24 protein-coding genes are annotated in these 22,022 nt (G+C 70.1%); 15 read left to right on the top strand and 9 right to left on the bottom strand.

Annotated elements, in window-relative coordinates:
* Positions 1–151: 151 nt before the first annotated feature.
* Genes ACQ860_RS08555 through ACQ860_RS08535 form a run of 5 tightly spaced genes read left to right on the top strand, consistent with a single transcriptional unit; the run spans position 152 to position 4,524 of the window.
* Positions 152–718, top strand: a complete 567-nt coding sequence (locus ACQ860_RS08555; protein ID WP_431302959.1) for a DUF1285 domain-containing protein — start codon at positions 152–154, stop codon at positions 716–718.
* Entirely contained in the window at positions 715–1,308 is a 594-nt protein-coding gene (locus ACQ860_RS08550) for an NUDIX hydrolase (RefSeq protein WP_431302958.1), read from the top strand. Before ACQ860_RS08555 ends, ACQ860_RS08550 begins: the two co-directional genes overlap by 4 nt.
* Entirely contained in the window at positions 1,308–1,562 is a 255-nt protein-coding gene (locus ACQ860_RS08545) for a hypothetical protein (RefSeq protein ID WP_431302957.1), read from the top strand. Before ACQ860_RS08550 ends, ACQ860_RS08545 begins: the two co-directional genes overlap by 1 nt.
* Positions 1,559–2,761 carry a CCA tRNA nucleotidyltransferase gene (locus ACQ860_RS08540; RefSeq protein WP_431302956.1) on the top strand — a complete coding sequence of 401 codons (1,203 nt, stop codon included), beginning with the start codon at positions 1,559–1,561 and terminating at the stop codon, positions 2,759–2,761. Before ACQ860_RS08545 ends, ACQ860_RS08540 begins: the two co-directional genes overlap by 4 nt.
* A 14-nt stretch (positions 2,762–2,775) precedes the next feature.
* Positions 2,776–4,524 carry an ABC transporter ATP-binding protein gene (locus ACQ860_RS08535; protein ID WP_431302955.1) on the top strand — a complete coding sequence of 583 codons (1,749 nt, stop codon included), beginning with the start codon at positions 2,776–2,778 and terminating at the stop codon, positions 4,522–4,524.
* Between the two features lie 71 nt (positions 4,525–4,595).
* Here the strand turns inward: ACQ860_RS08535 and ACQ860_RS08530 are convergent, their stop codons facing one another.
* Complete coding sequence (locus tag ACQ860_RS08530; RefSeq protein ID WP_431302954.1) at positions 4,596–5,570, bottom strand: Bug family tripartite tricarboxylate transporter substrate binding protein; 975 nt, start codon at positions 5,568–5,570, stop codon at positions 4,596–4,598.
* 124 nt (positions 5,571–5,694) lie between these two features.
* Between ACQ860_RS08530 and ACQ860_RS08525 the strand changes: the two genes are divergently transcribed.
* The gene (locus ACQ860_RS08525) at positions 5,695–6,192 is read left to right on the top strand and encodes an MOSC domain-containing protein (protein ID WP_431302953.1); all 498 of its coding nucleotides are present in this window, start codon (positions 5,695–5,697) and stop codon (positions 6,190–6,192) included.
* A 3-nt stretch (positions 6,193–6,195) separates the two neighbouring features.
* Here ACQ860_RS08525 and gpt read toward each other — a convergent pair whose 3' ends face one another.
* On the bottom strand, positions 6,196–6,675 hold the full coding sequence (gpt, locus tag ACQ860_RS08520) for a xanthine phosphoribosyltransferase (RefSeq protein WP_431302952.1): 480 nt from the start codon (positions 6,673–6,675) through the stop codon (positions 6,196–6,198).
* Positions 6,675–7,013 (bottom strand): tRNA-binding protein, encoded by a 339-nt coding sequence (locus ACQ860_RS08515; RefSeq protein WP_431302951.1) that lies wholly within the window; start codon positions 7,011–7,013, stop codon positions 6,675–6,677. Before ACQ860_RS08515 ends, gpt begins: the two co-directional genes overlap by 1 nt.
* A 114-nt stretch (positions 7,014–7,127) precedes the next feature.
* Between ACQ860_RS08515 and ggt the strand changes: the two genes are divergently transcribed.
* Positions 7,128–8,729 (top strand): gamma-glutamyltransferase, encoded by a 1,602-nt coding sequence (gene ggt, locus ACQ860_RS08510; protein WP_431302950.1) that lies wholly within the window; start codon positions 7,128–7,130, stop codon positions 8,727–8,729.
* Positions 8,730–8,883: 154 nt separating this feature from the next.
* A complete protein-coding gene (locus tag ACQ860_RS08505; protein ID WP_431302949.1) occupies positions 8,884–10,380 on the top strand; it encodes an amidase in 1,497 nt (498 codons plus the stop codon).
* A gap of 7 nt (positions 10,381–10,387) precedes the next feature.
* Here ACQ860_RS08505 and ACQ860_RS08500 read toward each other — a convergent pair whose 3' ends face one another.
* Together ACQ860_RS08500 and ACQ860_RS08495 are read right to left on the bottom strand one after the other, a co-directional pair.
* The gene (locus ACQ860_RS08500; protein ID WP_431302948.1) at positions 10,388–10,645 is read right to left on the bottom strand and encodes a hypothetical protein; all 258 of its coding nucleotides are present in this window, start codon (positions 10,643–10,645) and stop codon (positions 10,388–10,390) included.
* A 258-nt stretch (positions 10,646–10,903) separates the two neighbouring features.
* Positions 10,904–11,158: an Lrp/AsnC ligand binding domain-containing protein gene (locus tag ACQ860_RS08495; RefSeq protein WP_213614786.1), complete on the bottom strand. Its 255-nt coding sequence runs from the start codon at positions 11,156–11,158 to the stop codon at positions 10,904–10,906.
* Between the two features lie 123 nt (positions 11,159–11,281).
* Here ACQ860_RS08495 and ACQ860_RS08490 point away from each other — a divergent pair, with 123 nt between their 5' ends.
* The 4 genes from ACQ860_RS08490 (at position 11,282) to ACQ860_RS08475 (ending at position 16,894) form a co-directional block, all read left to right on the top strand.
* Entirely contained in the window at positions 11,282–12,934 is a 1,653-nt protein-coding gene (locus tag ACQ860_RS08490) for a Na/Pi cotransporter family protein (protein ID WP_431302947.1), read from the top strand.
* 121 nt (positions 12,935–13,055) lie between these two features.
* Positions 13,056–14,108, top strand: coding sequence for an ABC transporter ATP-binding protein (locus tag ACQ860_RS08485; RefSeq protein WP_431302946.1), 1,053 nt, complete (start codon positions 13,056–13,058; stop codon positions 14,106–14,108).
* On the top strand, positions 14,105–15,097 hold the full coding sequence (locus ACQ860_RS08480; RefSeq protein WP_431302945.1) for an ABC transporter ATP-binding protein: 993 nt from the start codon (positions 14,105–14,107) through the stop codon (positions 15,095–15,097). Before ACQ860_RS08485 ends, ACQ860_RS08480 begins: the two co-directional genes overlap by 4 nt.
* 93 nt (positions 15,098–15,190) lie before the next feature.
* A complete protein-coding gene (locus ACQ860_RS08475) occupies positions 15,191–16,894 on the top strand; it encodes a thiamine pyrophosphate-dependent enzyme (protein WP_431302944.1) in 1,704 nt (567 codons plus the stop codon).
* A gap of 88 nt (positions 16,895–16,982) precedes the next feature.
* Here the strand turns inward: ACQ860_RS08475 and dps are convergent, their stop codons facing one another.
* Positions 16,983–17,465 (bottom strand): DNA starvation/stationary phase protection protein Dps, encoded by a 483-nt coding sequence (gene dps, locus ACQ860_RS08470; RefSeq protein ID WP_431302943.1) that lies wholly within the window; start codon positions 17,463–17,465, stop codon positions 16,983–16,985.
* A 92-nt stretch (positions 17,466–17,557) separates the two neighbouring features.
* Here dps and ACQ860_RS08465 point away from each other — a divergent pair, with 92 nt between their 5' ends.
* Positions 17,558–17,896, top strand: coding sequence for an Mpo1-like protein (locus ACQ860_RS08465; protein WP_431302942.1), 339 nt, complete (start codon positions 17,558–17,560; stop codon positions 17,894–17,896).
* On the opposite strand, the gene ACQ860_RS08460 is transcribed toward ACQ860_RS08465, so the two are convergent.
* The 3 genes from ACQ860_RS08460 to ACQ860_RS08450 all read right to left on the bottom strand — a co-directional run bounded on the left by ACQ860_RS08460 (position 17,880) and on the right by ACQ860_RS08450 (position 21,350).
* Positions 17,880–19,469, bottom strand: coding sequence for an MFS transporter (locus tag ACQ860_RS08460; RefSeq protein WP_431302941.1), 1,590 nt, complete (start codon positions 19,467–19,469; stop codon positions 17,880–17,882). The genes ACQ860_RS08465 and ACQ860_RS08460 overlap by 17 nt on opposite strands.
* Complete coding sequence (locus ACQ860_RS08455) at positions 19,469–20,755, bottom strand: NCS2 family permease (RefSeq protein ID WP_431302940.1); 1,287 nt, start codon at positions 20,753–20,755, stop codon at positions 19,469–19,471. The genes ACQ860_RS08460 and ACQ860_RS08455 overlap by 1 nt, the downstream gene beginning before the upstream one ends.
* Before the next feature lie 157 nt (positions 20,756–20,912).
* Positions 20,913–21,350, bottom strand: coding sequence for an Rrf2 family transcriptional regulator (locus ACQ860_RS08450; RefSeq protein ID WP_431302939.1), 438 nt, complete (start codon positions 21,348–21,350; stop codon positions 20,913–20,915).
* A gap of 82 nt (positions 21,351–21,432) precedes the next feature.
* Between ACQ860_RS08450 and ACQ860_RS08445 the strand changes: the two genes are divergently transcribed.
* Both ACQ860_RS08445 and ACQ860_RS08440 read left to right on the top strand, forming a co-directional pair.
* Positions 21,433–21,585: a hypothetical protein gene (locus tag ACQ860_RS08445; RefSeq protein WP_431302938.1), complete on the top strand. Its 153-nt coding sequence runs from the start codon at positions 21,433–21,435 to the stop codon at positions 21,583–21,585.
* A complete protein-coding gene (locus tag ACQ860_RS08440; protein WP_431302937.1) occupies positions 21,578–21,976 on the top strand; it encodes a group III truncated hemoglobin in 399 nt (132 codons plus the stop codon). Before ACQ860_RS08445 ends, ACQ860_RS08440 begins: the two co-directional genes overlap by 8 nt.
* Positions 21,977–22,022: the final 46 nt, after the last annotated feature.

The following is a 22,022-nucleotide window of genomic DNA, read 5'->3' as shown; positions in this document are numbered from 1 at the left end:
ATATTGACGAGGTGCGGGGGGCGATGCTGCGCTGGGTGTCATCGCCGAACCACACGGTGGATTGCCAGGGAAGACTATGCCGCCCCATCGCCGGATCAAAGCATCGAAAATGACACCCGCCCCGGAATGGGCGCGCCGGAGTGATGTTTCCGTGAGCAACCCACCATGCGATGCCCCGCAGCGGCCGCCGGCTGGCGCGAAGCGCGACTGCGGCAATCTGGACATGCGGATCGCGCGTGACGGCACCTGGTTCTACAAGGGCAGCCCGATCGGCCGGAAGGAGCTGGTCTGCCTCTTCGCCAGCGTCCTCAAGCGTGAGGAAGACGGCAGCTACATGCTGGAGACGCCCGTGGAACGCGGGCGTATCGAGGTCGAGGACGCGCCCTTCATCGCGGTCGAAATGGTCTGGCGCGATTGCGAATGCGGCGGCGCCGTCCGGCAGTGCCTGAGTTTCCGCACCAATTGCGACGAGGTGGTGCCGGCCAATGCCGAGCATCCGATCCGCGTGCAGCTCTGTCCCCGCACGCGCGAGCCGCGGCCCTACATCATGGTCCGTCCGGGACTCGAGGCGAAGATCAACCGCGCCGTCTTCTACGAGATGGTCGCCCTCGCCGTCACCGAGACGGTGGATGGACGGGACCTCATGGGCGTCTGGAGCGAGGGCGTCTTCTTCCCGATCGATGAGGCAGTGGCGGACCCCGTGCTGGCGGCGGAGTGAACGCCGCCTCGCTCCGCGCGCGGCTGAGCCACCCTGGTTTCCTCGATTCCCTGCCGCCCACCACCAGCGATGACGGCGTCCTGCCGGGGGGGAGCGCGATCAAGCCGGCGGCCGTGCTGGTCCCGCTCATCCTGCATGACGACGCGCCGTCCGTGCTGCTCACGCATCGCGCGGCGCATCTCACCAATCACGCCGGACAGGTGAGCTTTCCCGGCGGCCGGATCGAGCCGGGCGAGACGCCGGAGGCCGCGGCCTTGCGCGAAAGCGCCGAGGAGATCGGCCTCGATCCGCGCCTGCCGCAACTGGCGGGGCGCATGCCCAGCCACCGCACCGGCACGGGGTATGAGATCACGCCCATCATCGGCCTGCTGGAGCCGGGCTTCACCCTGACACCCGACCCGGCCGAGGTCGCCGCTGCCTTCGAGTTTCCGCTGGCCATCCTGCTCGACCCCGCCGCCCCCCGCCGCGAGCGGAAGGAGTGGAAGGGGCGCATGCGCGAATACTGGGTCTGGCCACATGGCGAATATTTCATCTGGGGTGCCACGGCCACGATCCTGGTGAACCTGGCGCGCGGCCTCAGGGAGGCCTGATGGCCGTTCTCCTGGAGTTCTCGCTCTTCGCGCTGCCCTTCCTGGCCTACCTGGTCTGGTGGCGGGTCTCGGGGCGGAAGCCGGGCCATGAGCCCTCGCGCCGGCTGCTCGTGCTGGCCGCGATCGGCGTGGCATGCGGCGTGGCCGGGGCGCTCTATTATGGCCTCTCCCGCAGCTTCGAGCGCGGTGAGACCTACGTCCCGGCGCGGATCGAGGGGGGCGTGATCACCCCGGGCGAGGGCGTCTCGCGGTGAGCCTGCCCGGCTATCTCCGCGCTGAGGGTCCGCAGCGTGTCTTCGCCGCCCTGCATGGCGCCCGCGCGGTGGGCGGCTGCGTGCGGGACGAACTGGCCGGCCTGCCGGTGCATGACCTGGACATGGCCGCCCCCTTCCCGCCGGAGGTGATCGCCGAACGGTTGGCGGCAGCCGGATTCCGTGTCTTCGAGACGGGGTTGAAGCACGGCACCGTGACGGCGGTGCTGGGCGGCTCGCCCATCGAGGTCACGTCGCTGCGCCGCGACGTGGCCACGGATGGCCGCCACGCCGAGGTCGAATGGACCACCAACTGGAATGAGGACGCCGCCCGGCGCGACTTCACCATCAACGCGATGTCCATGGGCGGGGATGGCGTGCTGCACGACCCCTTCGGCGGCCAGGCGGACCTCGCCGCGCGGCGTGTGCGCTTCGTTGGGGAGGCGGACCAGCGCCTGCGCGAGGATTACCTCCGCGCCCTGCGGTTCTTCCGCTTCCAGGCGCGCTATGGCGGGCCGGTGCCGGATGCCGAGGCGGTCCGCGCCATCCGCGCCGCCGTGCCTGGCCTCGCCCGCCTCTCGGCCGAGCGGGTCTGGAGCGAGATCAAGCGCCTGATGGCCGCCCCCGACCCGCGCGAGGCGCTCAATCTGATGGCCGAGATCGGCGTGCTGCCCGCCGTGCTGCCCGAGGCGGGCGCGGCCGCGCGGCTGGACTTCGCGCTGGCGCGCGGCGTGGCCGATGTGATCCTGCGCATCGCGCTCCTGCTCCCGGTCGGCACCGATCTCACGGCGCTGGCGTCCCGGCTGCGCCTCTCGGGCGAGGAGGCGGCACGCCTGCGCGCGCTGCACGCCATCGCCGAGGCGCCCGCGCCATCCGAGCGCGATCCGGACGCGCTGCGGCGCTTCACCGCCCGCGCGCGCATCCGAAGCGAGGCCGCAGGGCCTTCCGAAATCCTGCTGGTGGCGGCCGCCGCGAACCCCGGCGCCGACTACACCGGCCTGCTCGACGCCATGCCGCCCGGTCTCGGCCCCGCCTTCCCCTTGCAGGGGCGCGATGCGCTGGCACTCGGCCTGCCGCGTGGCCCACGCATCGGGCAACTGCTCGCCGCCGTACGGGACTGGTGGCTCGCGGGCGGCGCCCGGGCGGATCACGCCGCCTGCCTGGAGCGGCTCCGCCAACTGGCCCTCCGGGAAACTTCCTGATAGCGGGTCGCCGCATGAGCAAGCCCGCCGCCTCCCTCCCGCTGATCCGCCGCTTCTGGCGGGAGCACCTGTTCGAGCAGAAAAAGCGCCTGGCGCTGGCCGTGCTGTTCACCATCGGGCTCGCGGGCATCACGGCGCTCTATCCCATCATCATCCAGCAGAGCTTCGACAAGTTCGGCCAGGGCGACACCAGCGTCCTCTGGATGCTGCCGCCGCTCATCATCCTGGTGACGGCGCTGCGCGGCGGCTTCATGTATCTCCAGCAGATCACGATGCAGGGCGCCGTGCTGCGCAGCATCGAGCATCTGCAGAACAGCCTCTTCGTCGCACTCACCCGGGCCGACTACGCGACGGTGGCGGCCGAGGCGCCGGCGCGGCACGCCAGCCGCTTCACCACGGACGCCACCCAGATCCGCGAGGCGCTGACGCGCAGCGTGAACGGCATGGGCGATGTGCTGACCATCATCGGCCTCGTCGCCTCGATGATCTGGCTCGACTGGGAATTGGCGCTGATGGCGGCCCTGCTCTACCCCATCGCCGCCTGGCCGATCATCACGCTCGGCAAGCGCATCCGCCGCGCCTCCTCCGGCATGCAGGACCGCGTGGGCGAGACGAATGCCCTGCTGAACGAGAGCTTCGCGGCCGCCCGCGTGGTTCGCACCTATCGCCTGGAAGCGCAGGAGGAGAGCCGCGCGCAGAAGGCCTTCGCCGAGCTGCGCGCCAGCCTCTACCGCATCACCTCGACGCGCGCCCGCGTGGACCCGATCCTGGAGGTGCTGGGCGGGATGACCGTGGCGCTCGTGCTGGCCTTCGTCGGCTGGCGCGTCTCCAGCGGCATGGGGACGGTCGGCGAATTCACCGGCTTCGTCGCCGCCGTGCTGATCGCGGCGCGGCCGGTGCGTTCGCTGGGCTCGCTGAACGCGGCGCTGCAGGAGGGCCTGGCCGGCCTCGCCCGCGTGTTTTCCATCATGGACGAGAAGCGGACCATCACCGAGGCGCCGGACGCCGTGGCGCTGCCCGCCGGGAAGGGTGAGGTGGTCTTCGACCGCGTGGCCTTCCGCTACGCCGGGAGCGCGGCCAGCGCCATCACGGAGCTGAGCTTCACGGCACAGCCTGGCCAGACGGTCGCCCTGGTCGGCCCATCGGGCGCGGGAAAATCCACCGCCATCACCCTGCTGCCGCGCCTCTTCGACGCGACGGGCGGGCGCATCACGCTGGATGGCGCCGACCTCAGCGCGCTGAAGATCGCCTCGCTCCGCGACTCCATCGCCTATGTGGGGCAGGAGGCGGTGCTCTTCGACGACACGGCCTTCGCCAATATCGGCTGCGGACGCCCGGGTGCGACGCGCGCCGAGGTCGAGGAGGCCGCGCGCGCCGCCCAGGCGCATGGCTTCATCGCCGCCCTGCCGCAGGGCTATGACACGCCGCTCGGCCCCTCCGGCGGGCGGCTCTCGGGCGGGCAGCGCCAGCGCGTGAGCCTGGCCCGCGCCCTGCTGCGCAACCCGCGCGTGCTGCTGCTGGACGAGGCGACCAGCGCGCTGGACGCCGAGAACGAGGCCGCTGTGCAGGCCGCGCTGGAGACGCTGCGCGCGGGCCGCACCACGCTGGTGATCGCCCACCGCCTCGCCACCGTGCAGAAGGCGGACCGCATCGTGGTGATGGAGGAAGGCCGCGCCATCGAGCAGGGCACGCATGCCGAGCTGATGGCGATGGACGGGCTCTACGCCCGGCTGGTGCGGACGCAGGCCTTCGTGGCTGAGTGACGATGACTGCGAGAGGGCGCTGCCCTCTCGCGCTCTCCCGCCAAGAAACTCGTTTCTTGGATCTTCAGGCGCTAGGCCGCGACGATCCCCTCAGCGCGGGCCATCGCCACCCAGTGGTCACGGAAGCCGGCCACGAAACGCGCGAAGTCCGGGCCATAGAGCGCGGGGCTGCGCGGCGTCGAGGCGAATTCCGCAAGCCGCGCCTGGATGGCGGGCGTGGCCGCGATGGGCGGCACGGCGGCGATGATGCGCTCGGCGATGGCAGGCGGCAGGCCGCGTGGGGCGCTGATGCCGATCCATTGCGTGTGAGTCGCCTGGCCATAGCCCAGCTCCGCCAGCGTCGGCACATCGGGGAAGCCCGGCACGCGCGCCTCGGCGGAGGTGGCGAGCATGCGCAGCGAGCCGTCGCGCAACTGGCCGACCAGCGTGGTGATGGGCGCGTTCAGGCAGTCGGTCTGCCCGGCCATCAGGTCCTGCAGCGCTGGCGCCGTGCCGCGATAGGGGATGTGGTCAAGCTGCGTGGCCCGCGCCGCGCGCGCCACTACGGCGCCCGTGATGTGCTCGGCCGAGCCGACTCCGGACGAGCCATAGCGCACGGGGCGCGAGCGTGCGGCCTCCAGCAATTGCGCCATGCTGGTGAAGGGCGAACGCCCCAGCACGACGGTGACCGTCGGCGCCTCGGCCAGCATGGCGAGATGGGTGAAATCGGCCACCGGATCATAGGGCATGCTGGGCAGCACGCCCGGCGCGAAGCCGAAGGGAATGGCGTGGGAGATGGCCAGGGTGAAGCCATCCGGCGCGGCCTTGGCCACCACATCGGCGCCCAGCGTGCCCGAGGCGCCGGTGCGGTTCTCGACGACGACGGAGGTGCCGAGCGCCTCGCCCAGCGGCGCGGCGTAGAGGCGGCCGATGGCATCCGCGAGGCCGCCCGCCGGGAAGCCGGCCACGAAGCGGATGGGCTGGCGGTTGGGCCAGGCGGCGGTCTGGGCCTGCGCGGCGGTCGCGGCCAGCAGGGCCGGGGCAGCAAGGAAAAGGCGGCGTTGCATCAAGTTTGGGCTCCTGGAGGCGGCATTGCCTGCCCCGCGCGCCGTCCTGCCTGTCTGAGCGGGGCGCTGGGGCATTCGCGGCAAGGGGGGAGCAAGCGGCATGCCGCCGGGCTAGGATGGCGCCATGCCTCCCCCGCCCGACTCCCTCATGGCCCGGCTGCTCGATGGGCCGATGGCCCCCGGCCGTCTCGCCTGGATCGGCCTGCGCCCGGCGCGCCGCGCGCCTGTGCATGCGGTGGAGGTCGCCACGCTGGCGCCCGGCCAGGGCCTGGACGGGGATCGCTGGAAGGGTGCGATCACGGGCGGGCGGCAGGTGACGTTGCTCGCCGCCGCGCATCTCGCCGCCATCGGCGCCTTCCTGGGCCGCGCGCCGCTGCCGCCGGAGGTGCTGCGGCGCAACCTCGTGATCGAGGGCGTGAACCTGTTGGCGCTGAAGGGCCGCCGCTTCCGGATCGGTGATGCGCTGCTGGAATACAGCGGCGAATGCCACCCCTGCTCGCGCATGGAGGAGGTCCTGGGCCCCGGCGGCTACAACGCCGTGCGCGGCCATGGCGGCATCACCGCGCGCGTGATCGAAGGTGGGGCGATCCGGCTGGGCGATGCGGTCGCCCGCGTGGAATAGGCGCTACTTCGCCGCCACGCCCTTGGCGATGGGCGGGATGAACTGCGCTTCCGTGTCCCAGGGAAAGAGGATCCAGGTGTCCTGGCTCACCTCTGTCACGAAGGTGTCCACCAGCGGCTTGCCGGCCGGCTTGGCGTAGATCGTCGCGAAATGGGCGCGGGGCAGCATGGCGCGCACCACCTTGGCGGTCGTGCCCGTATCCACCAGGTCATCGATGATCAGCCAGCCCGCGCCATCGCCCGCGGCGGCGGGCGGCTTCTTCACCTGCGGCTCGCCCTTCGTCTCCTCGTCATAGGTGACGATGCTCACCGTCTCGATGATCCGGCATTCCAGCTCGCGCGCGATGATCGCGGCCGGGATCAGCCCGCCGCGGGTGATGGCCACCACGCCCTTCCAGGGGCCAAGCTCCAGCAGGCGCCAGGCCAGCGCCTTGCTGTCGCGGTGCAGCTGGTCCCAGGTGACGGTGAAATAGCGCTGCGCCATCAGAACATCCTTCCGCCATCGGGCACGTGAAGATCGGGCTTGAGCAGGACGACCGCGCCATTCTCATCGGGCACGCCCAGCACCAGCACCTCGCTCATGAAGGGGCCGATCTGGCGGGCGGGGAAATTCACCACCGCCACGACCTGCCGGCCGATCAGCCGGTCCGGCGAGTAGTGCACCGTGATCTGCGCCGAGCTTTTCTTCACGCCGAGCGCGCCGCCGAAATCCACCCAGAGCTGGATGGCCGGCTTCTTCGCCTCCGGGAAGGGCTTGGCCTCCACGATGGTGCCGACACGAATGTCGATCCTCTCGAAATCGAGGTAGGTGATCGTTTCCATGGGCGGGCGCTATCGCATTTCCGCCCGGGAGGCGAGAGGGGGCCGGGTTCCCTGAAGAGCCGGGTTCGGCCAGAATAGACGCGAAACGTTTTGCCTGTTCGAGGAAATGTCCTGATGCGCGACTTACACGCCCCCGGCCGCAGCCCTGTCATCGCGGCGCGCGGGATGGCCGCCACCTCCATGCCGGCGGCCACGCTGGCCGCGCTCGACATCCTCCGTTCGGGCGGCAATGCCATGGACGCGGCCATCGCCGCCGTCGCCGTGCTGGGCGTGATCGAGCCGCAGAGCACGGGCATCGGCGGCGACTGCTTCTGCCTCTACAGCCCGGCGGGATCGGGCAAGGTCTATGCCATCAACGGCTCCGGCCGGGCGGGCCAGAACTACTCGATGGAGAAGCTGCACGCGGCCGGCGTCACTTCGCTCGTGGACACAAGCCCGCATGTGGTGACCATCCCGGGAGCGGTTTCGGCCTGGGAGGCGCTGAACGCCGCGCATGGCCGCAAGGGGCTGGATGCGCTACTGCAGCCGGCCATCCGTTTCGCCGAGGAGGGCTTCCCCGTGCTGGAGCGGGTGGCGGCCGACTGGGCCGATGCCAAGGGCAAGCTGGCGGCGAATGAGGCCTCCGCGCGCCACTACCTGAAAAACGGCGCCGCCCCGGTCGAGGGCGACATGATGCGCTTCCCGGCGCTGGCCAAGACGCTGCGCGCCATCGCCGCCAAGGGGGCGCGCGGCTTCTACGAGGGCGAGGTCGCGGCCGACATCGTGAAGAGCCTGAACGCACTCGGCGGCATGCAGACGGAGGAGGATTTCGCGAACGCGCTGCGCGGCGCCGAATTCGTCGAGCCGATCAAGCGCGCCTGGAAGGACATGGAGATCTACGAGTGCCCGCCCAACGGCTCGGGCATCGTGACGCTCATGATCCTCGGCATGCTCGAGACCTTCAAGGCGCCGGAAGCCGGTCCCATGTCGGCCGAGCGCCTGCACCGCCACATCGAGGCCGCGCGCCTCGGCTATCGCGACCGCGACACCTGGATCGCCGACCCGACCCAGGTGGATGTGCCGGTCGAGACGCTGCTCTCCGACGCCTATCTGCACGGCATGGCGAAGAACATCAGCGACGCCAGGGCGATGGCTGAACTGCCCTGGTCCGACACGCTGATGCCCAAGCACAAGGACACGGTCTATCTCTGCGTGGTGGATGAGGAGGGCAATGCCTGCTCCTTCATCAACTCGCTGTTCAAGAGCTTCGGCTCGGGCATCCTGGCCGAGGGTTCGGGCGTGATGCTGCAGAACCGCGGCTTCGGCTTCCGCATGCAGGAGGGGCACCCGAACTGCATCGCGCCGGGCAAGCGCCCGATGCACACCATCATCCCCGGCATGGCGATGAAGAATGGCCGCGCCGTCATGCCCTTCGGCGTGATGGGCGGGCATTTCCAGCCCATGGGCCAGACGCTGCTGCTCTCCAACATGTTCGACTACGGGATGAACCCGCAGGCCGCGCTCGATGCGCCGCGCCTCTTCCCCGAGGACGGCAAGATCCAGGTCGAGCGGCACATCCCGGCCGAGACGGTCGCGAAGCTGAACGCGCTCGGCCATGTCTGCGAGCCGATCGCGAAGCCGCATGGCGGCGGCCAGGCGATCTACATGGACCATGAGCGCGGCGTGCTCATCGGCGGCAGCGATCCCCGCAAGGATGGCTGCGTTTTGGGGTATTGATTTTTCCGCCCTCAAGCGCCGGGCGCCGCCTCCGGCAGCTTGGCTGCGCGCCTCAGGCATGGCGCGCTGGGCCAATAAGTCAGTCGCCGCGCGCCGGCCGCTTTGCGGCCGGATCCTGTGAAGGCGGCTTGCATTCTGGGAAGTGGAGACTGTCTTGACCGAGCCCTGTGATCTCACCGCCCTTGAGGCCCGCCGCATGATCGGCGCGAAGAAGCTCTCCGCCGTGGAGCTTCTCGATTCCTGCCTCAAGCGCATCGATGCGGTGAACCCCGCCGTGAACGCGATGACGGCGATGGATGCCGACGCCGCCCGCGCCACCGCCAAGGCCGCCGATGCCGCCACCATGAAGGGCGGGAAGCTCGGCCTGCTGCATGGCCTGCCGCTCGGCATCAAGGATCTGGAAGCGACGAAGGGCCTGCGAACCACCTGGGGCAGCCCGCTCTTCGCCGACCATGTGCCCGATCATGACGAGGGCATGGTCCGCCGCCTGCGCGAGGCGGGCGGCAATGTGCTCGGCAAGACCAACGTTCCGGAATTCGGCCTGGGCGCCAATAGCCGCAACGTCGTCTGGGGCGCCACGGGCAACGCCTTCAACCCGGTCTACAACGCCGCCGGCTCCTCCGGCGGTTCCGCCGTGGCGCTGGCCACCAACATGATCCCGCTCGCCTCGGGCAGCGATACGGGCGGCTCGCTCCGCAACCCCGCGGCCTTCAACGGCATCGTGGGCTACCGTCCCTCCAGCGGCCTCGTCCCCAGCGAGCGGCGCGGCCATGGCTGGTCGCCCCTGCCCATGCTGGGCCCAATGGCGCGCAACGTGCCCGACCTCGCCCTCATGCTCGGCGCCATGGCGAGCGACGATGTGGCGGATCCTCTCGCCTACAGCTTCCCCGGTGTCGCGATGCGCGAGCGGCCGGAGCTCTTCCACCCGGTCCGCTCGGCCGACCTCGCTTCCATGAAGCTCGCCTTCACCGAGGATTTCGGCTTGGCGCCGACCGAGAGCATCGTCCGCCGCGCCTTCCGGAAGGTGGTGGCGGCCGTGGCGCCGATGTTCGCCCGCGCGGTGGAAGCGACGCCCGACGTGTCGGGCGGTGACGAGGCCTTCGAGGTGCTGCGCTCGGTCAATGTGCTGGCCGCGCATGGCGAGAAGGTGGACAAGACGCCGCATCTCTGTGGCCCCAACATGCACGCCAATGTCGAAGAGGCGCGGCGCTATACCTTCGCCGACAATTCGGCGGCGCTGACGCGGCAGACGCAGATCTACCGCAACTTCCAGGCCTTCTTCGCCGAGCATTCCGTGCTGATCAGCCCTGCCATCTGCTGCTCGCCCCGGCCCTGGCGTGAGCTGTATCCGGCGCTGATCGACGGCAAGCCGGTGCGCACCTATTTCCACTGGCTCAGCCTCGCCTACTACGTGACGCTGACGGGCCATCCGGCGATGAGCCTTCCTGTGGGCGTGGACGAGAAGGGCTTTCCCTTCGGCCTGCAGATCGTGGGCCCGCGCGGCGGCGATGCCGTGGTGCTGCAGGTGGCCGCCGCGATCGAGGCCGCCTTCGCGGGCGATGCCGAATTCGGCCGGCCGGTGCCCGATGTGGCGGCGCTCGCCAAGGCGCCGCCCATTGCCGGCATGGAAGCCTTCAGGACCTGGGACTGAGGCGCGCCTACCAGTAGGCGCGGCGCGGCGGGCGATAGCCGCCGTAATACACCGGCCGGCCGTAATAGGGCCGACCATAGGCGGGGCGCCCGTAATAGGCCGGGCGGCTCGGCTGGCTGGCCGCGACGCCGACGGCCACCGCCGCCACGGCGGCGCCGGCGGCGAGAAAGCCGGTGGCGACCGGGTCATAGCGGCCATAGGCGTCGGTGCAGGCGGTGAAGCCGAGAAGGCCGGTGAGGGCGAGGGCAGGCAGGAGCTTGCGCATCGTCAGGGCTCTTTCCAGAGCATCAGCCTGGCGTTTTCGGGCGCCGGGCCGGGAGGGGGGTCCTTGGTCCTCTGGCGTGCAGGAAACAGCCGCTCCGTGGCGGGAGCGGGGAGCAATCAAGGCATTTCCGCCACAAGCATGGCGTGATTGCCTTGGATGGCGGGGCGCCTCGCGCAAGTTTCCTCCGCGCGCACCAGAAAGCGCCCCGAGGCGAGCGCTCTATCCGCGCGCGCCGGAGAAGGCCCCGAGGCGGGCGCTCTATCCGCGCGCGCCGGAGAAGGCGTTGAACGTTTGCAGCGTGTAGGTGTCCTTCACGCCCTTCACGCTCTGCACCCGCTCGACCACGAAGAGGCCGATATCCTGGTCGGGCTCCAGGTAGAATTTCCCCAGCAGGTCATATTGGCCGGAAACCGAGTGCATCTCGGAGAGTTCGGGGATGTTGTCCGCCATTTCGCGCGCCACGCGATAGGCCTGCCCCATCTCGCATTTCACCATGACGAAAATCGCGCGCATGCCGCCGGCCTCCCGAAGAGTGCCTCAACATGGGCGAGGCGCCGGCGGGCGTAAAGGCACTGCACCAGACGGCCTGGTTTGCTAGAGAATTTCGATGAGCCGACCAGCATCCGCCCAACCTTGATGGGAACGCAGATTCTCCTGCTGCTGATGGGCAGCGTGGCGCTGCTGGTCTGGGGCGTGCGGATGGTCCGTACCGGCGTGCTGCGGGCTTTTGGCGCCCCCCTGCGGCGGCTGCTGGCCGGGGCCGCACGGCAGCGCGCGGGGGCCTTCGCGGGCGGCGTCCTGGCCGCGGCTGCGCTGCAATCCTCCACCGCCGTCGCCGTCATCATCGGCGGCTTCGCGGGGCAGGGGCTGATCGGCACGGCACCCGCGCTCGCCGTGCTGCTGGGCGCCGATGTCGGCACCGCGCTGGCCGCGCAACTCCTCGCGGCTGATGTGAAGTGGCTCTGGGCCGTGCTGCTGGCCTTGGGCGTACCGCTTTTCCTCACCGCCAACGGCGAACGCCGAAAGGGCGTCGCACGGCTGATGATCGGCCTCGGCCTCGTGCTGCTGGCCCTTTCCCAGATGGGGCTTGCCGCCGTGCTGCTGCGCGAATCGCCCACCGTGCGCCTGGTGCTGGCGACATTGGGGGCGGAGCCGCTGCTGGCCTTCCTGCTCGCGGGATTGCTGACCTGGCTGGTGCATTCGAGCCTCGCCATCGTGCTGCTGGTGATTTCGCTCGCCGCCTCGGGGCTGGTCGGGCCTGGGCTCTCGGTCGCGCTGGTGCTCGGGGCCAATGCGGGCGGGGCGGCGGCGCCCTTGCTGGCGCTGGTGGGTTCCGGCCCGGCGGCGCGGCGCGTCGCGCTGGGCAATCTGGGCATGCGCGGCGGCGTCGCCGTGCTGGCGCTGCCGCTGGCCACGCCGCTGGGGCAGGGGCTGGAGTGGCTCCTCGCCGCGCCGGGCCTGCGTGTCGGCATGGCGCATCTGGGCTTCAACCTGCTGGTTGCGCTTGTTTTCCTGCCTCTGGTCGGCCTCGTGGCGCGGCTGCTGGAGCGCCTGCTGCCCGCTGCCGCATCTGGCCCCGATGCGGATCAGCCCCGTCACCTCGACCCGAGCGTGCTGGATTCCCCCGCCGAGGCTCTGGGTTGCGCCATGCGTGAGGCGATCCTGTTGGGCGAGCGGGTGGACGCTATGCTGGCGCAATCCTGGGCCGCCATCGAAACCGGCGAAGATGAGCGCATCCGCGCGGTCGAGCGTGCTGATGACGCGGTGGACCGGCGGCACGAGGCGATCAAGCTCTATCTCGTCCAGGCCTCGCGCGCCGAGATGTCCGCTGAGGAAAGCACCCTGGCCGTGGGGATTCTCGGTTTTGTCATGAACCTCGAGCATGTGGGTGACATTCTCGACAAGAACCTGATGGAACTGGCGGCCAAGCGCGGCCGCCTCGGCCTCTCCTTCTCCGAGGAGGGGCTCGAGGAACTGCGCGCGCTGCATGCCCGCATCATGGAGACGATGCGCCTCGCCCTGAACGTCTTCACCACGCGGGACCTCGGCCTCGCGCGGCGTCTCTTCGCCGACAAGGCGGGGCTGCGCGCATTGGAGCGCGAGGCCGCGGGGCGGCATTTCGACCGGCTGCGCGAGGGCCGCTCGGAATCGCTGGAGACCAGCGCCATTCATCTCGACATGATCCGTGACCTGAAGCGCATCCATGGCCACTTGACCGCCGTCGCCTATCCCATCCTGGAGGCGGCGGGGGAGCTGGCGGAGAGCCGGCTCCGGGCGAGATCGGAATGACCCGGGCGCGGGCTCGGGCCGGGTTGGACTGCCCAGGATTGCGGCATCGGCCGCGCCATGCCCTGCTATGCGCGGCCGGCGGTGCGTTACACCCGGTTGCAGGAGGAGTTAGATTGCCCTGATGGACGCTCTCGATCCCAAGCCCGACCGCGGTGGTCCCGCGCAGCCCCTCCTCGCCGTGAAGGGGCTGGTCAAGCATTTCCCGCTGAAAGGGGGGCTGCTCGGCCGCACCCAGGCGGTGGTCCGAGCCGTGGACGATGTGGAATTCGACGTGGTGAAGGGCGAGACGCTCGGCATCGTCGGCGAATCCGGCTGCGGCAAGTCCACGACGGCGCGCCTTCTGATGCGCCTGCTGGAACCCAATGCCGGCACCATGATCTTCGACGGCGAGGCGGTGGGGGAGAATGCCCAGGCGGGCGGCCTGACGCTGCGCGAGTACCGCCGCCAGGTGCAGATGGTCTTCCAGGACAGCTACGCCTCGCTCAATCCCCGCCTGCCGATCGAGGAGACGATTGCCTTCGCCCCGCGCATCCATGGCCTCTCGGCCGATGAATCGGTGGTGCGCGCGCGGGAATTGCTGGCCGCGGTGGGCCTGGCGCCCGAGAGCTTCGCCCGCCGCTATCCGCATGAGCTTTCGGGTGGTCAGCGGCAGCGCATCAACATCGCGCGCGCGTTGGCGCTGCGCCCCAAGCTGGTGATCCTGGACGAGCCGGTCTCCGCGCTGGACAAGTCGGTCGAGGCGCAGGTGCTGAACCTGCTGGTGGACCTGAAGGCCGAGTTCGGCCTGACCTATGTCTTCATCAGCCACGACCTGAACGTGGTGCAGTACATCAGCGACCGCGTGCTGGTGATGTATCTGGGCGAGGTGGCGGAGATGGGGCCGGTGGGCGCCATCTATGACCGCCCGGCGCACCCCTATACCCGCGCGCTTCTGGACAGCCGCCCCTCCATGGACCCCGCCAAGCGCCGCACCAAGCCGCCGCTGACGGGCGATCCGCCCAATCCGGTGAACCCGCCCTCCGGCTGCCGCTTCCGCACGCGCTGCGGCCATGCCGAGGAGGTCTGCGCCGCCCGCAAGCCACTCATGGCGGATCTGGGTGGCGGGCATATCGTTTCCTGCCACATGGCCACGCCCGGCAGCGGGCATTCGCAGGCCGGGAGTCTGGCGGCATGAGCGCGGCGCTGAAGCCCAACACGCCGCCGCTGGTGAAGCTGCGCGACCTGCATGTGACCTTCAAGACGCGCGACCGCACGGTGCATGCGGTGAACGGCGTTGATCTCGACCTTGCCGCCGGCGAGGTGCTCTGCATCCTGGGCGAGTCCGGCTCGGGCAAGTCCGTCACCCTGCGCGCGCTGATGCGGCTGCTGCCCAAATTCGCGCAGATCAGGGGCGGCATCGAGGTGAATGGCCGCGACGTCAACGCCATGAGCAACAGCCAGCTCGCGGATTTCCGCGGTGGCGAGGTGGCGATGATCTTCCAGGAGCCGATGACGGCGCTGGACCCTGTCTTCACCGTCGGCCGCCAGATCGCCGAGACGGTGCAGCGGCACGAGGGCGTCTCCCGCGCCACGGCCGATGCCCGCGCGCTGGAACTGCTGGAGCTGGTGCAGATTCCCTCGGCCAAGCGGCGCCTCGCCGCCTATCCGCATGAGCTCTCGGGCGGGTTGCGGCAGCGCGCGATGATCGCGGTGGCGCTGGCCTGCCGCCCCAAGCTGCTGCTGGCCGACGAGCCAACCACGGCGCTGGACGCGACCGTGCAGATCCAGGTGCTTCTGCTGCTGCGCGAGCTTCAGGAAAAGCTCGACATGGGGGTGATCTTCGTGACCCATGACCTCGGCGTGGCGGGCGAGATCGCGGACAAGGTGGCCGTCATGTATGCCGGCCGCGTGGTGGAGGAGGGGCCGGTCTCGGGCCTCATGGCCGGTCCGCTGCACCCCTATGCCCAGGGCCTGCTGGGCGCCACCGTGCATCCGGGCATGCGCGGCAAGCGGCTGACGACCATCCCGGGCGCGCCCCCCATGCTGGACGTCGCACCCACCACCTGCGCCTTCAGCCCGCGCTGCGAATATGCCGAGGCCGCGTGCACCGCCGGCGTTCCGCCGCTGGTCGAGGCGTCGCCCGGCCGTTTCGCACGCTGCGTCCGCGTGCAGAAGGGCGTGTGATCCATCGCAGCAGGCGCGGCGTCCGCCGCGTGGAGTGACGAGCGCGCGCGCCTGATCTAGCCTCCCCTCCGATTCCAGAGGGGAGCAAGCAGGATGGCGAAGGCGCCGAAACCGAAGACCACCGAAAAGGCGAGCGAGCGCAGCGGCGGCAAGCTGCTGGCCGACGCCCTGGTGGCCAATGGCGCGACGCATGTCTTCGCCGTGCCCGGCGAGAGCTATCTCGACCTGCTGGACGGGCTCTACTCCGTCCGCAACCGCATCGAGCTGATCACCTGCCGCTTCGAGGCCGGCGCCGTTCATATGGCCGAGGCCCATGGCAAGCTGACGGGCCGGCCCGGCGTCTGCATCGTGACCCGCGGTCCGGGCGCCTGCCATGCCGCCATCGGCGTGCATGTGGCGCAGCAGGACAGCACTCCGATGGTGCTGTTGGTCGGCCAGATCCCCCGCGAAGAGACGGATCGCGAGAGCTTCCAGGAGGTGGATTACCGCCGGATGTTCTCGCCCATCGCCAAGTGGGTGACGCAGATCGACGACGCGCACCGCATCCCCGAGATCATGGCGCATGCCTTCGACGTGGCGGTCAGCGGCCGCCCCGGCCCGGTGGTGGTCGCCATCAGCGAGGAGATGCAGAAGCACCTCTCCGCCGTGCCGGACATCGGCCCCGCCGATGTGGCGCCGGCGCACCCCGCGCCGGATTCCATCCCCAAGCTGATGAAGCTGTTGGCCAAGGCCGAGCGCCCGCTCGCCGTACTCGGCGGCAGCCGCTGGAGTGCGGAGGGCCGTGCCGCCATCCGTGACTTCCTTGTGGGCAACGACATCCCGACGGCCGTTTCCTTCCGCCGGCAGTCGCTCTTCGACGGGACGTCCAAGCACTATGCGGGCGATCTCGGCGTCGGCGCCGATGCGGCGCTGGTGGCGGCCGCCAAGGAATCCGACCTCATCCTCGCCTTCGGCACCCGCATGGGCGAGCCGGTGAGCCAGGGCTACACGCTGCTCGACATGGCGGGTGCCACCCCCATCGTGCAGGTCTATCCGGAGCAGTCGGAGATCGGCCGCGTCTATCGCCCCGCGCTCGGCATTACCAGCGACGTGAACGCCTTCGCGCTGGCCATCCAGAATGAGAGGGTGAAGAAGCCCAAATGGGCGGCCTGGCGGAAGCAGGTCCGCGCGGCGCGTGAGGCGCAGGCGGTGGCCCCCGAATATGAGGGCCCGCTGAACCTGGCGCGCGCCCTGCAGGCGCTGGAGAAGCTCCTGCCCAAGGACACGATCTTCACGACGGATGCGGGCAATTTCGCCACCTGGCCCAGCCGCTTCATGCATGTGAAGGAGGCGCAGGAATTCCTCGGCCCGACCAATGGCGCCATGGGGTATGGCGTGCCGGCGGCCATTGGCGCGGCCATCACCTACCCGGATCGGCAGGCGATCTGCTTCGTGGGCGATGGCGGATTCCTGATGACGGGCCAGGAGATCGCGACCGCCTTCCACCACAAGGTGGCGCCCATCATCATGGTCTTCAACAACGGGATGTACGGCACCATCCGCATGTACCAGGAGCGCGTCTATCCCGAGCGCGTCTCCGGCACGGAGCTCACCAACCCGGACTTCGCCCGCTTCATCGAGGCCTTCGGTGGCCATGGCGAGGTGGTGACCGCGACGGAGGAGATGGTGCCGGCCTACAAGCGCGCGGTGGCCAGCGGCAAGCCGGCCATCATCGAGGTGCGGATGAACCCGCAGCAGGTGACGAACCGCGCCACCATCGCGGAGTTGCGGGCGCAGTCCACCGGCAAGAAAAAGTAGTCCAGGGGCGCTGCCCCTGGACCCCGTCGAGGGGCCTGCCCCTCGGAACCCGCCTTTGGTGATGCCACCAAAGGCGATCAATCGCTGGTCAGTCCAGATGCGCCTCCAGCATCCACAGCGCCTTGTCGAGCATGCGCGAGGCGCCGGTGAAGAGGTCCGCCGTGTCGGCGTCGCCGGCTTCGGCGGCGGCATCAATCGCCTTGCGGGTGGTCTCGGCCAGCGCGGCGTAGCGCTCGGCCAGCGCCGCCACATGGGCCATGCCATCCCGCAGATCGGCCGGGTAGGGGGCGAGGCGCGTGGCGGTGCCCACCGCCTGGGTGGTGCCATTCGGCGTACCGCCGAGCTGGACGATGCGCTCGGCCACGTCATCCACCGCCTCGCCCATCTGGCCGTAGAATTCCTCGAACTTGGCGTGCAGCGCGGCGAAATGCGGGTCGCGTACGGTCCAATGCGCCATGCGCACGCCGTTGGTCAGGTCCATCAGGTCCGCCAGGGCGGCGTTGAGCAGGTCCACGCTGGTCAGGCGGGAATTCTCGCCCAGGGTGTTGCGGGTGCGGGCAAGCTTGGCCATGCATCGAATCTCCATCCTGCGATGGCATGGATATGGGGAGCGTCGCGTCGCTTTCAGATGACAAGCGCGTCATGTCGTGGCAGCGTCCCGGCATGGCTACGCGCATCTCGACCTATGCGGAGTTCTGGCCCTGGTACCTCAGCGAACATGCAGCGCCGCTGACGCGCCGGCTGCATGCGGTGGGCACGGGGCTTGGCCTGCTGCTGCTCCTCGCCGCGCTCCTGATCGGCCCGTGGTGGCTCATCCTCGTCGCGCTGGTCGCGGGCTATGGCTTCGCCTGGGCCTCGCACATGGTGGTCGAACGGAACCGCCCGGCGAGCTTCCGCCATCCCTGGTGGTCCCTCATCTCCGATTTCCGCATGGCCTGGTGCATGGTGAGCGGAACACTGGACGAGGAGCTGCGGAAGGCCGGCGTCACACCCGCACGTTGACGTAGCGCACCGCCTCCGGCCCACCGTCGCCCACATGGAAGGCGGCGGCGCGGGCCAGCGTCACGCGGTCCTCATCGGAGAGCCGGCCGGCTTCGCGCAGATGCTCGGCCCAGCTCTCGATGGCCCAGAGCTCCACCCAGCGATCGGGATTGGCGATGTCTTCGTAGAGCCGCCAGGTGGCCGCCCCCCCGCGCAGGCGCACGAGGCGGCACTGGGCCATCACGGCGAGGAAGGCGTCGCGGTCTGCGGCCGGCACCTGGTAGCGCACCACCTCCAGCACGCGATTCGCGCCCTCATGCAGCAATTCGCGCAGTTCGGCCGCGGCCGGGGCGGGGCGGACGAGCTCGACCGCGGGCGGTGCGCTCGGCGCCTCGGCGTCGAGCGTCCAGTGCCGCACGAGTACGGCGCCGATGGCGGCACCCAGCGCGAAGAGGAACATCGCCCAGGTGACGCCGACCTGCCCCGCGATCCAGCCCGAGAGGGCGGAGCCCGCGGCCAGCGCCCCGAAGAAGCACATCTGGTAGATGCCGATGGCCCGCGCCCTCACCCAGGCCGGGGCCGCCATCTGCGCCGAGGCCTGGAGCGTGGAGGCGGCCGAGATCCAGGACACGCCGTAGAGCATCATCCCGAGGGCGGCGAAGCTCCAATGGTGCAGCAGCGCCAGGATCGCCATGGCCAGCGCCCCGATCAGCGAGGCCCAGAGCACCATGCCGGAACGGTCCAGCCGCCCGCGCAGGGCCGGCAGCAGGAAGCCCGCCGCCACCGCGCCCACGCCCATGCAGCCCAGCAGCAGGCCGAAGGATTGCGGCCCGAGGCCCAGCGTGTCCCGCACCAGCAGCGGCAGCAGCCCCCAGACGGCCGAGCCGAAGAGGAAGAACACGACCGCGCGGATGATCGCCGCATGCATGGCCGGTGTGGCGGCCACGAACCGCGTGCCGGCCCGCACGGCGGAGAGGAAATGCTCGCGCGGCATGCGCGACGAACTGGGCGCGCGCTTCCAGGCGAAGAGGGCGGCCACCATCACCATCAGGCAGGCGGCGTTCAGCGCGAAGGCGGCCCCCATGCCGAACCAGGCGATGGTGAGCCCGCCGATGGCAGGGCCGATGGCGCGCGTGATGTTGAAGCCGATGCCGTTCAGCGCGATGGCGCTGACCAGGTCGGTGCGGGGCACGAGTTCGGGCGTCGTCGCCGCCCATGCCGGGAAGGTCATGGCGAGGCCGGCGCCGAGCGCGAAGGTCAGCGCCACCAGCCCCCAGGGCCCCAGCGCGTCAAGGCCGCTGAGGATGCAGAGCAGCAGCGCCGTCCCGGCCATCCAGAGCTGCGCGCCGATGAGAAACAGGCGCCGGTCCATGATATCGGCCAGCGCGCCCGCCGGCAGCGCCAGCAGGAAGACCGGCAGCATGGAGGCGGCCTGGACCAGGCTCACCATCATCGGCGAGGGGTCGAGGCTGGTCATCAGCCAGCCCGCCGCCGTGTTCTGCACGAAGAGCCCGATGTTGGAGGCGAGGTTCGCCAGCCAGAGCATCCGGAAGGCCGGATGGCGCAGGGGCGCCAAGGCGGCCGGGTTCTTCATCAGCTGACGGCGAATTTCACGGCACACAGCGCCGAGAGCACCCAGACGGCGCCGTGCACCTCCCCCGCGCGGCCGGCCAGCGTCTTGATGCCGGCATAGGCCAGGAAGCCGAGGCCGATGCCGGTCGCGATCGAGAAGGTGAAGGGCATCGCCAGCACGGTGAGCATGGCAGGGAGGTACTCGGTCTCATCCCCCCAATCCATGGATTTCAGCGCCTGCGCCATCAGGCAGGCGACAAAGATCAGCGCCGGCGCCGTGGCGAAAGCGGGCACCGAGGCTGCGATGGGGGCCAGGAACAGCGCCAGCAGGAAGAGCGCGGCGACGGTGAGCGCGGTGAGCCCGGTGCGCCCGCCCTGCTGGATGCCGGCGGCACTCTCGATGTAGCTGACCGTGGGCGAGGTGCCGAGCGCAGCACCCCCCATGACCGCCCCGGAATCCGCCAGCAGCGCGCGGCCGAGCTTGGGCACGCTGCCATCGGGCCGCATCAGCCCCGCGCGCTGCGTGGTCGCGATCAGCGTGCCGGTGTTGTCCAGCAGGTCCACCAGGAAGAAGACGAAGACGATGCTGACGATGCCGAGCGAGAGCGCGCCGGCGATGTCCATCTGCAGGAAGCTCGGCGCGAGCGAGGGCGGCGCGGCCACGACGCCGTGGAAGGTCGTCAGCCCGAAGGGAATGCCGGCCGCGGCGGTGACCAGGATGCCGATGACGACCGAGCCCTGCACGCCGCGCGCGGCCAGCGCCGCGATCAGCAGCAGCCCCCCGCAGCCCAGCAGCACCGGCGTGGAGCCGAGGTGCCCCATCGCCACCAGCGTCTCCGGGTTGGCGACGACGAGGCCGAGATTCTTCAGCCCGATCAACCCAAGGAACATGCCAATCCCGGCCGCGACGCCGAGTTTGAGCGAGACCGGGATGCCGCCGATCAGCCATTCGCGGATGCGCAACAGGCTGAGGATCATGAAGATCACGCCCGAGATGAAGACGGCGCCCAGCGCCACCTTCCAGTGGATGCCCATCGCGCCGACCACGCCGAAGGCGAAATAGGCGTTGATGCCCATGCCCGGGGCGAGGGCGATGGGATAGTTCGCCAGCAGCCCCATCAGCGCCGAGCCGAGGGCCGCGGCGAGGCAGGTGGCGACGAAGGCGGCACCCGGATCCATGCCAGCGGCGGCCAGGATCTGCGGGTTCACGATCAGGATATAGGCCATGGTGAGGAAAGTGGCCGCCCCCGCCGCCATCTCGCGCCGTACGGTGGTGCCGTTTTCCGTGAGGGCGAAGAATCGTTCCATCTCGGTGCTCCGCGTGAATCCGGGTTCGCTCTGTTTACGCGGAATTGCGCCGCATGCCTCCTGGGCGAAGCGGATGCCCGCGGCCCCGGGACGGCATCGCTGCGCGGATGTGCAGCCGGCCCGGTGCCGTGCCTGCGCCTTGGGCGGTGCCTAGGCGTCAGGCGGGTTCGGGCAGGCCGAGCAGCCCGCGCAAGGCCGTGGCCGGCGCGGCCAGTTCGGCAAGGGTGGTGGCGTCCAGGACGGCGAGGAAGGCTGACCGCGCCTCTGCCAATCGGTGTTGCAGCACGCAGGCGGGGGTGATGGCGCAGTTGCCGCCGGCGAAGCAGGGCACGAGGTCGAGGTCCGGCTCCATTCGGCGGACCACCTCGCCCGCGGTGATGCTCGCCGCGTCGCGGGCCAGGACCAGGCCGCCGCCGCGCCCGCGCAGGGTCCGGACGAGTCCCGCCTGGCCCAGCCGGTGCGCCACCTTCATCAGATGCGCCTCCGAGATCGCGTAGGCGTGCGCCACCTCGGCGATGGTGGCACGGCCTTCGGGCTGCACGGCCAGATGGATCAGCATGCGGAGGGAGAAATCGGTGAGGGAGGTCAGGCGCATCGCAAAAAGATACATGTTCGATGTTGCTTTGCAAGGCGTCGGGAGGATAAGGTATATTTTACGTAGATCTTATGAGGCTCCCATGACCCCCGTCACCCTGTTCCTCCTGCCCGGCAACCTGGTCAGCGATGCGCTGCACATCGAGGCCGAAGACAGCCGGGTCATGACCCGAACGCTGGTCAACATGCTGTTCTGGAACCTCTGCGCCGTCCTCGTGGTGCTTCCCTTTGTCTGAGGTGCGCGTGGCGCCCGGGGCGGTGAGCGAGGCCGAGATCGCGCGCCTCGTCGCCCGTTTCTATGAGCGGGTCCGCGAGCACCCGACCCTCGCCCCCGTCTTCGCCGCGGCGATCGGCGAGGGTGCGGCCGAATGGGCGGCGCATGAGGCGAAGCTCTGCCGCTTCTGGTCATCGCTGATGCGCCGCAGCGGTGCCTATCACGGCGACCCCTATGGCGCGCATCTGCGCCTGCCCGGTCTGACGCCCGGCATGTTCAGCGATTGGCTGGCGCTGTTCGAGGCCTGTGCCGCCGAGACGCTGCCGCCTGAGGCGGCGTCCGCCTTCGGGGAGCGCGCCGCGCGCGTGGCGCGGAGCCTGCGAATGGGCATCTTCGAGCGCATCGGCGCCTGAGAGACCCTCGCCGAGGAGAGGTGCGTCCCAACGCGGCACGCCCATT

The organism is Sediminicoccus sp. BL-A-41-H5 (assembly GCF_050632405.1).
GTDB lineage: Bacteria > Pseudomonadota > Alphaproteobacteria > Acetobacterales > Acetobacteraceae > Roseococcus.
Note: the sequence above shows the minus strand (reverse complement) of the source record. Positions and strands in the feature narration are given on the sequence as shown.

Bases quoted from the DNA above. Each gene is read 5' to 3' on its own strand.
- ACQ860_RS08545 (WP_431302957.1), top strand. From the start codon at position 1,308: ATGGCCGTTCTCCTGGAGTTCTCGCTCTTCGCGCTGCCCTTCCTGGCC.
- ACQ860_RS08535 (WP_431302955.1), top strand. From the start codon at position 2,776: ATGAGCAAGCCCGCCGCCTCCCTCCCGCTGATCCGCCGCTTCTGGCGG.
- ACQ860_RS08530 (WP_431302954.1), bottom strand. From the start codon at position 5,570: ATGCAACGCCGCCTTTTCCTTGCTGCCCCGGCCCTGCTGGCCGCGACC.
- ACQ860_RS08525 (WP_431302953.1), top strand. From the start codon at position 5,695: ATGCCTCCCCCGCCCGACTCCCTCATGGCCCGGCTGCTCGATGGGCCG.
- gpt (WP_431302952.1), bottom strand. From the start codon at position 6,675: ATGGCGCAGCGCTATTTCACCGTCACCTGGGACCAGCTGCACCGCGAC.
- ACQ860_RS08515 (WP_431302951.1), bottom strand. From the start codon at position 7,013: ATGGAAACGATCACCTACCTCGATTTCGAGAGGATCGACATTCGTGTC.
- ggt (WP_431302950.1), top strand. From the start codon at position 7,128: ATGCGCGACTTACACGCCCCCGGCCGCAGCCCTGTCATCGCGGCGCGC.
- ACQ860_RS08500 (WP_431302948.1), bottom strand. From the start codon at position 10,645: ATGCGCAAGCTCCTGCCTGCCCTCGCCCTCACCGGCCTTCTCGGCTTC.
- ACQ860_RS08495 (WP_213614786.1), bottom strand. From the start codon at position 11,158: ATGCGCGCGATTTTCGTCATGGTGAAATGCGAGATGGGGCAGGCCTAT.
- ACQ860_RS08490 (WP_431302947.1), top strand. From the start codon at position 11,282: ATGGGAACGCAGATTCTCCTGCTGCTGATGGGCAGCGTGGCGCTGCTG.
- ACQ860_RS08485 (WP_431302946.1), top strand. From the start codon at position 13,056: ATGGACGCTCTCGATCCCAAGCCCGACCGCGGTGGTCCCGCGCAGCCC.
- ACQ860_RS08480 (WP_431302945.1), top strand. From the start codon at position 14,105: ATGAGCGCGGCGCTGAAGCCCAACACGCCGCCGCTGGTGAAGCTGCGC.
- ACQ860_RS08475 (WP_431302944.1), top strand. From the start codon at position 15,191: ATGGCGAAGGCGCCGAAACCGAAGACCACCGAAAAGGCGAGCGAGCGC.
- dps (WP_431302943.1), bottom strand. From the start codon at position 17,465: ATGGCCAAGCTTGCCCGCACCCGCAACACCCTGGGCGAGAATTCCCGC.
- ACQ860_RS08465 (WP_431302942.1), top strand. From the start codon at position 17,558: ATGGCTACGCGCATCTCGACCTATGCGGAGTTCTGGCCCTGGTACCTC.
- ACQ860_RS08460 (WP_431302941.1), bottom strand. From the start codon at position 19,469: ATGAAGAACCCGGCCGCCTTGGCGCCCCTGCGCCATCCGGCCTTCCGG.
- ACQ860_RS08455 (WP_431302940.1), bottom strand. From the start codon at position 20,755: ATGGAACGATTCTTCGCCCTCACGGAAAACGGCACCACCGTACGGCGC.
- ACQ860_RS08450 (WP_431302939.1), bottom strand. From the start codon at position 21,350: ATGCGCCTGACCTCCCTCACCGATTTCTCCCTCCGCATGCTGATCCAT.
- ACQ860_RS08445 (WP_431302938.1), top strand. From the start codon at position 21,433: ATGACCCCCGTCACCCTGTTCCTCCTGCCCGGCAACCTGGTCAGCGAT.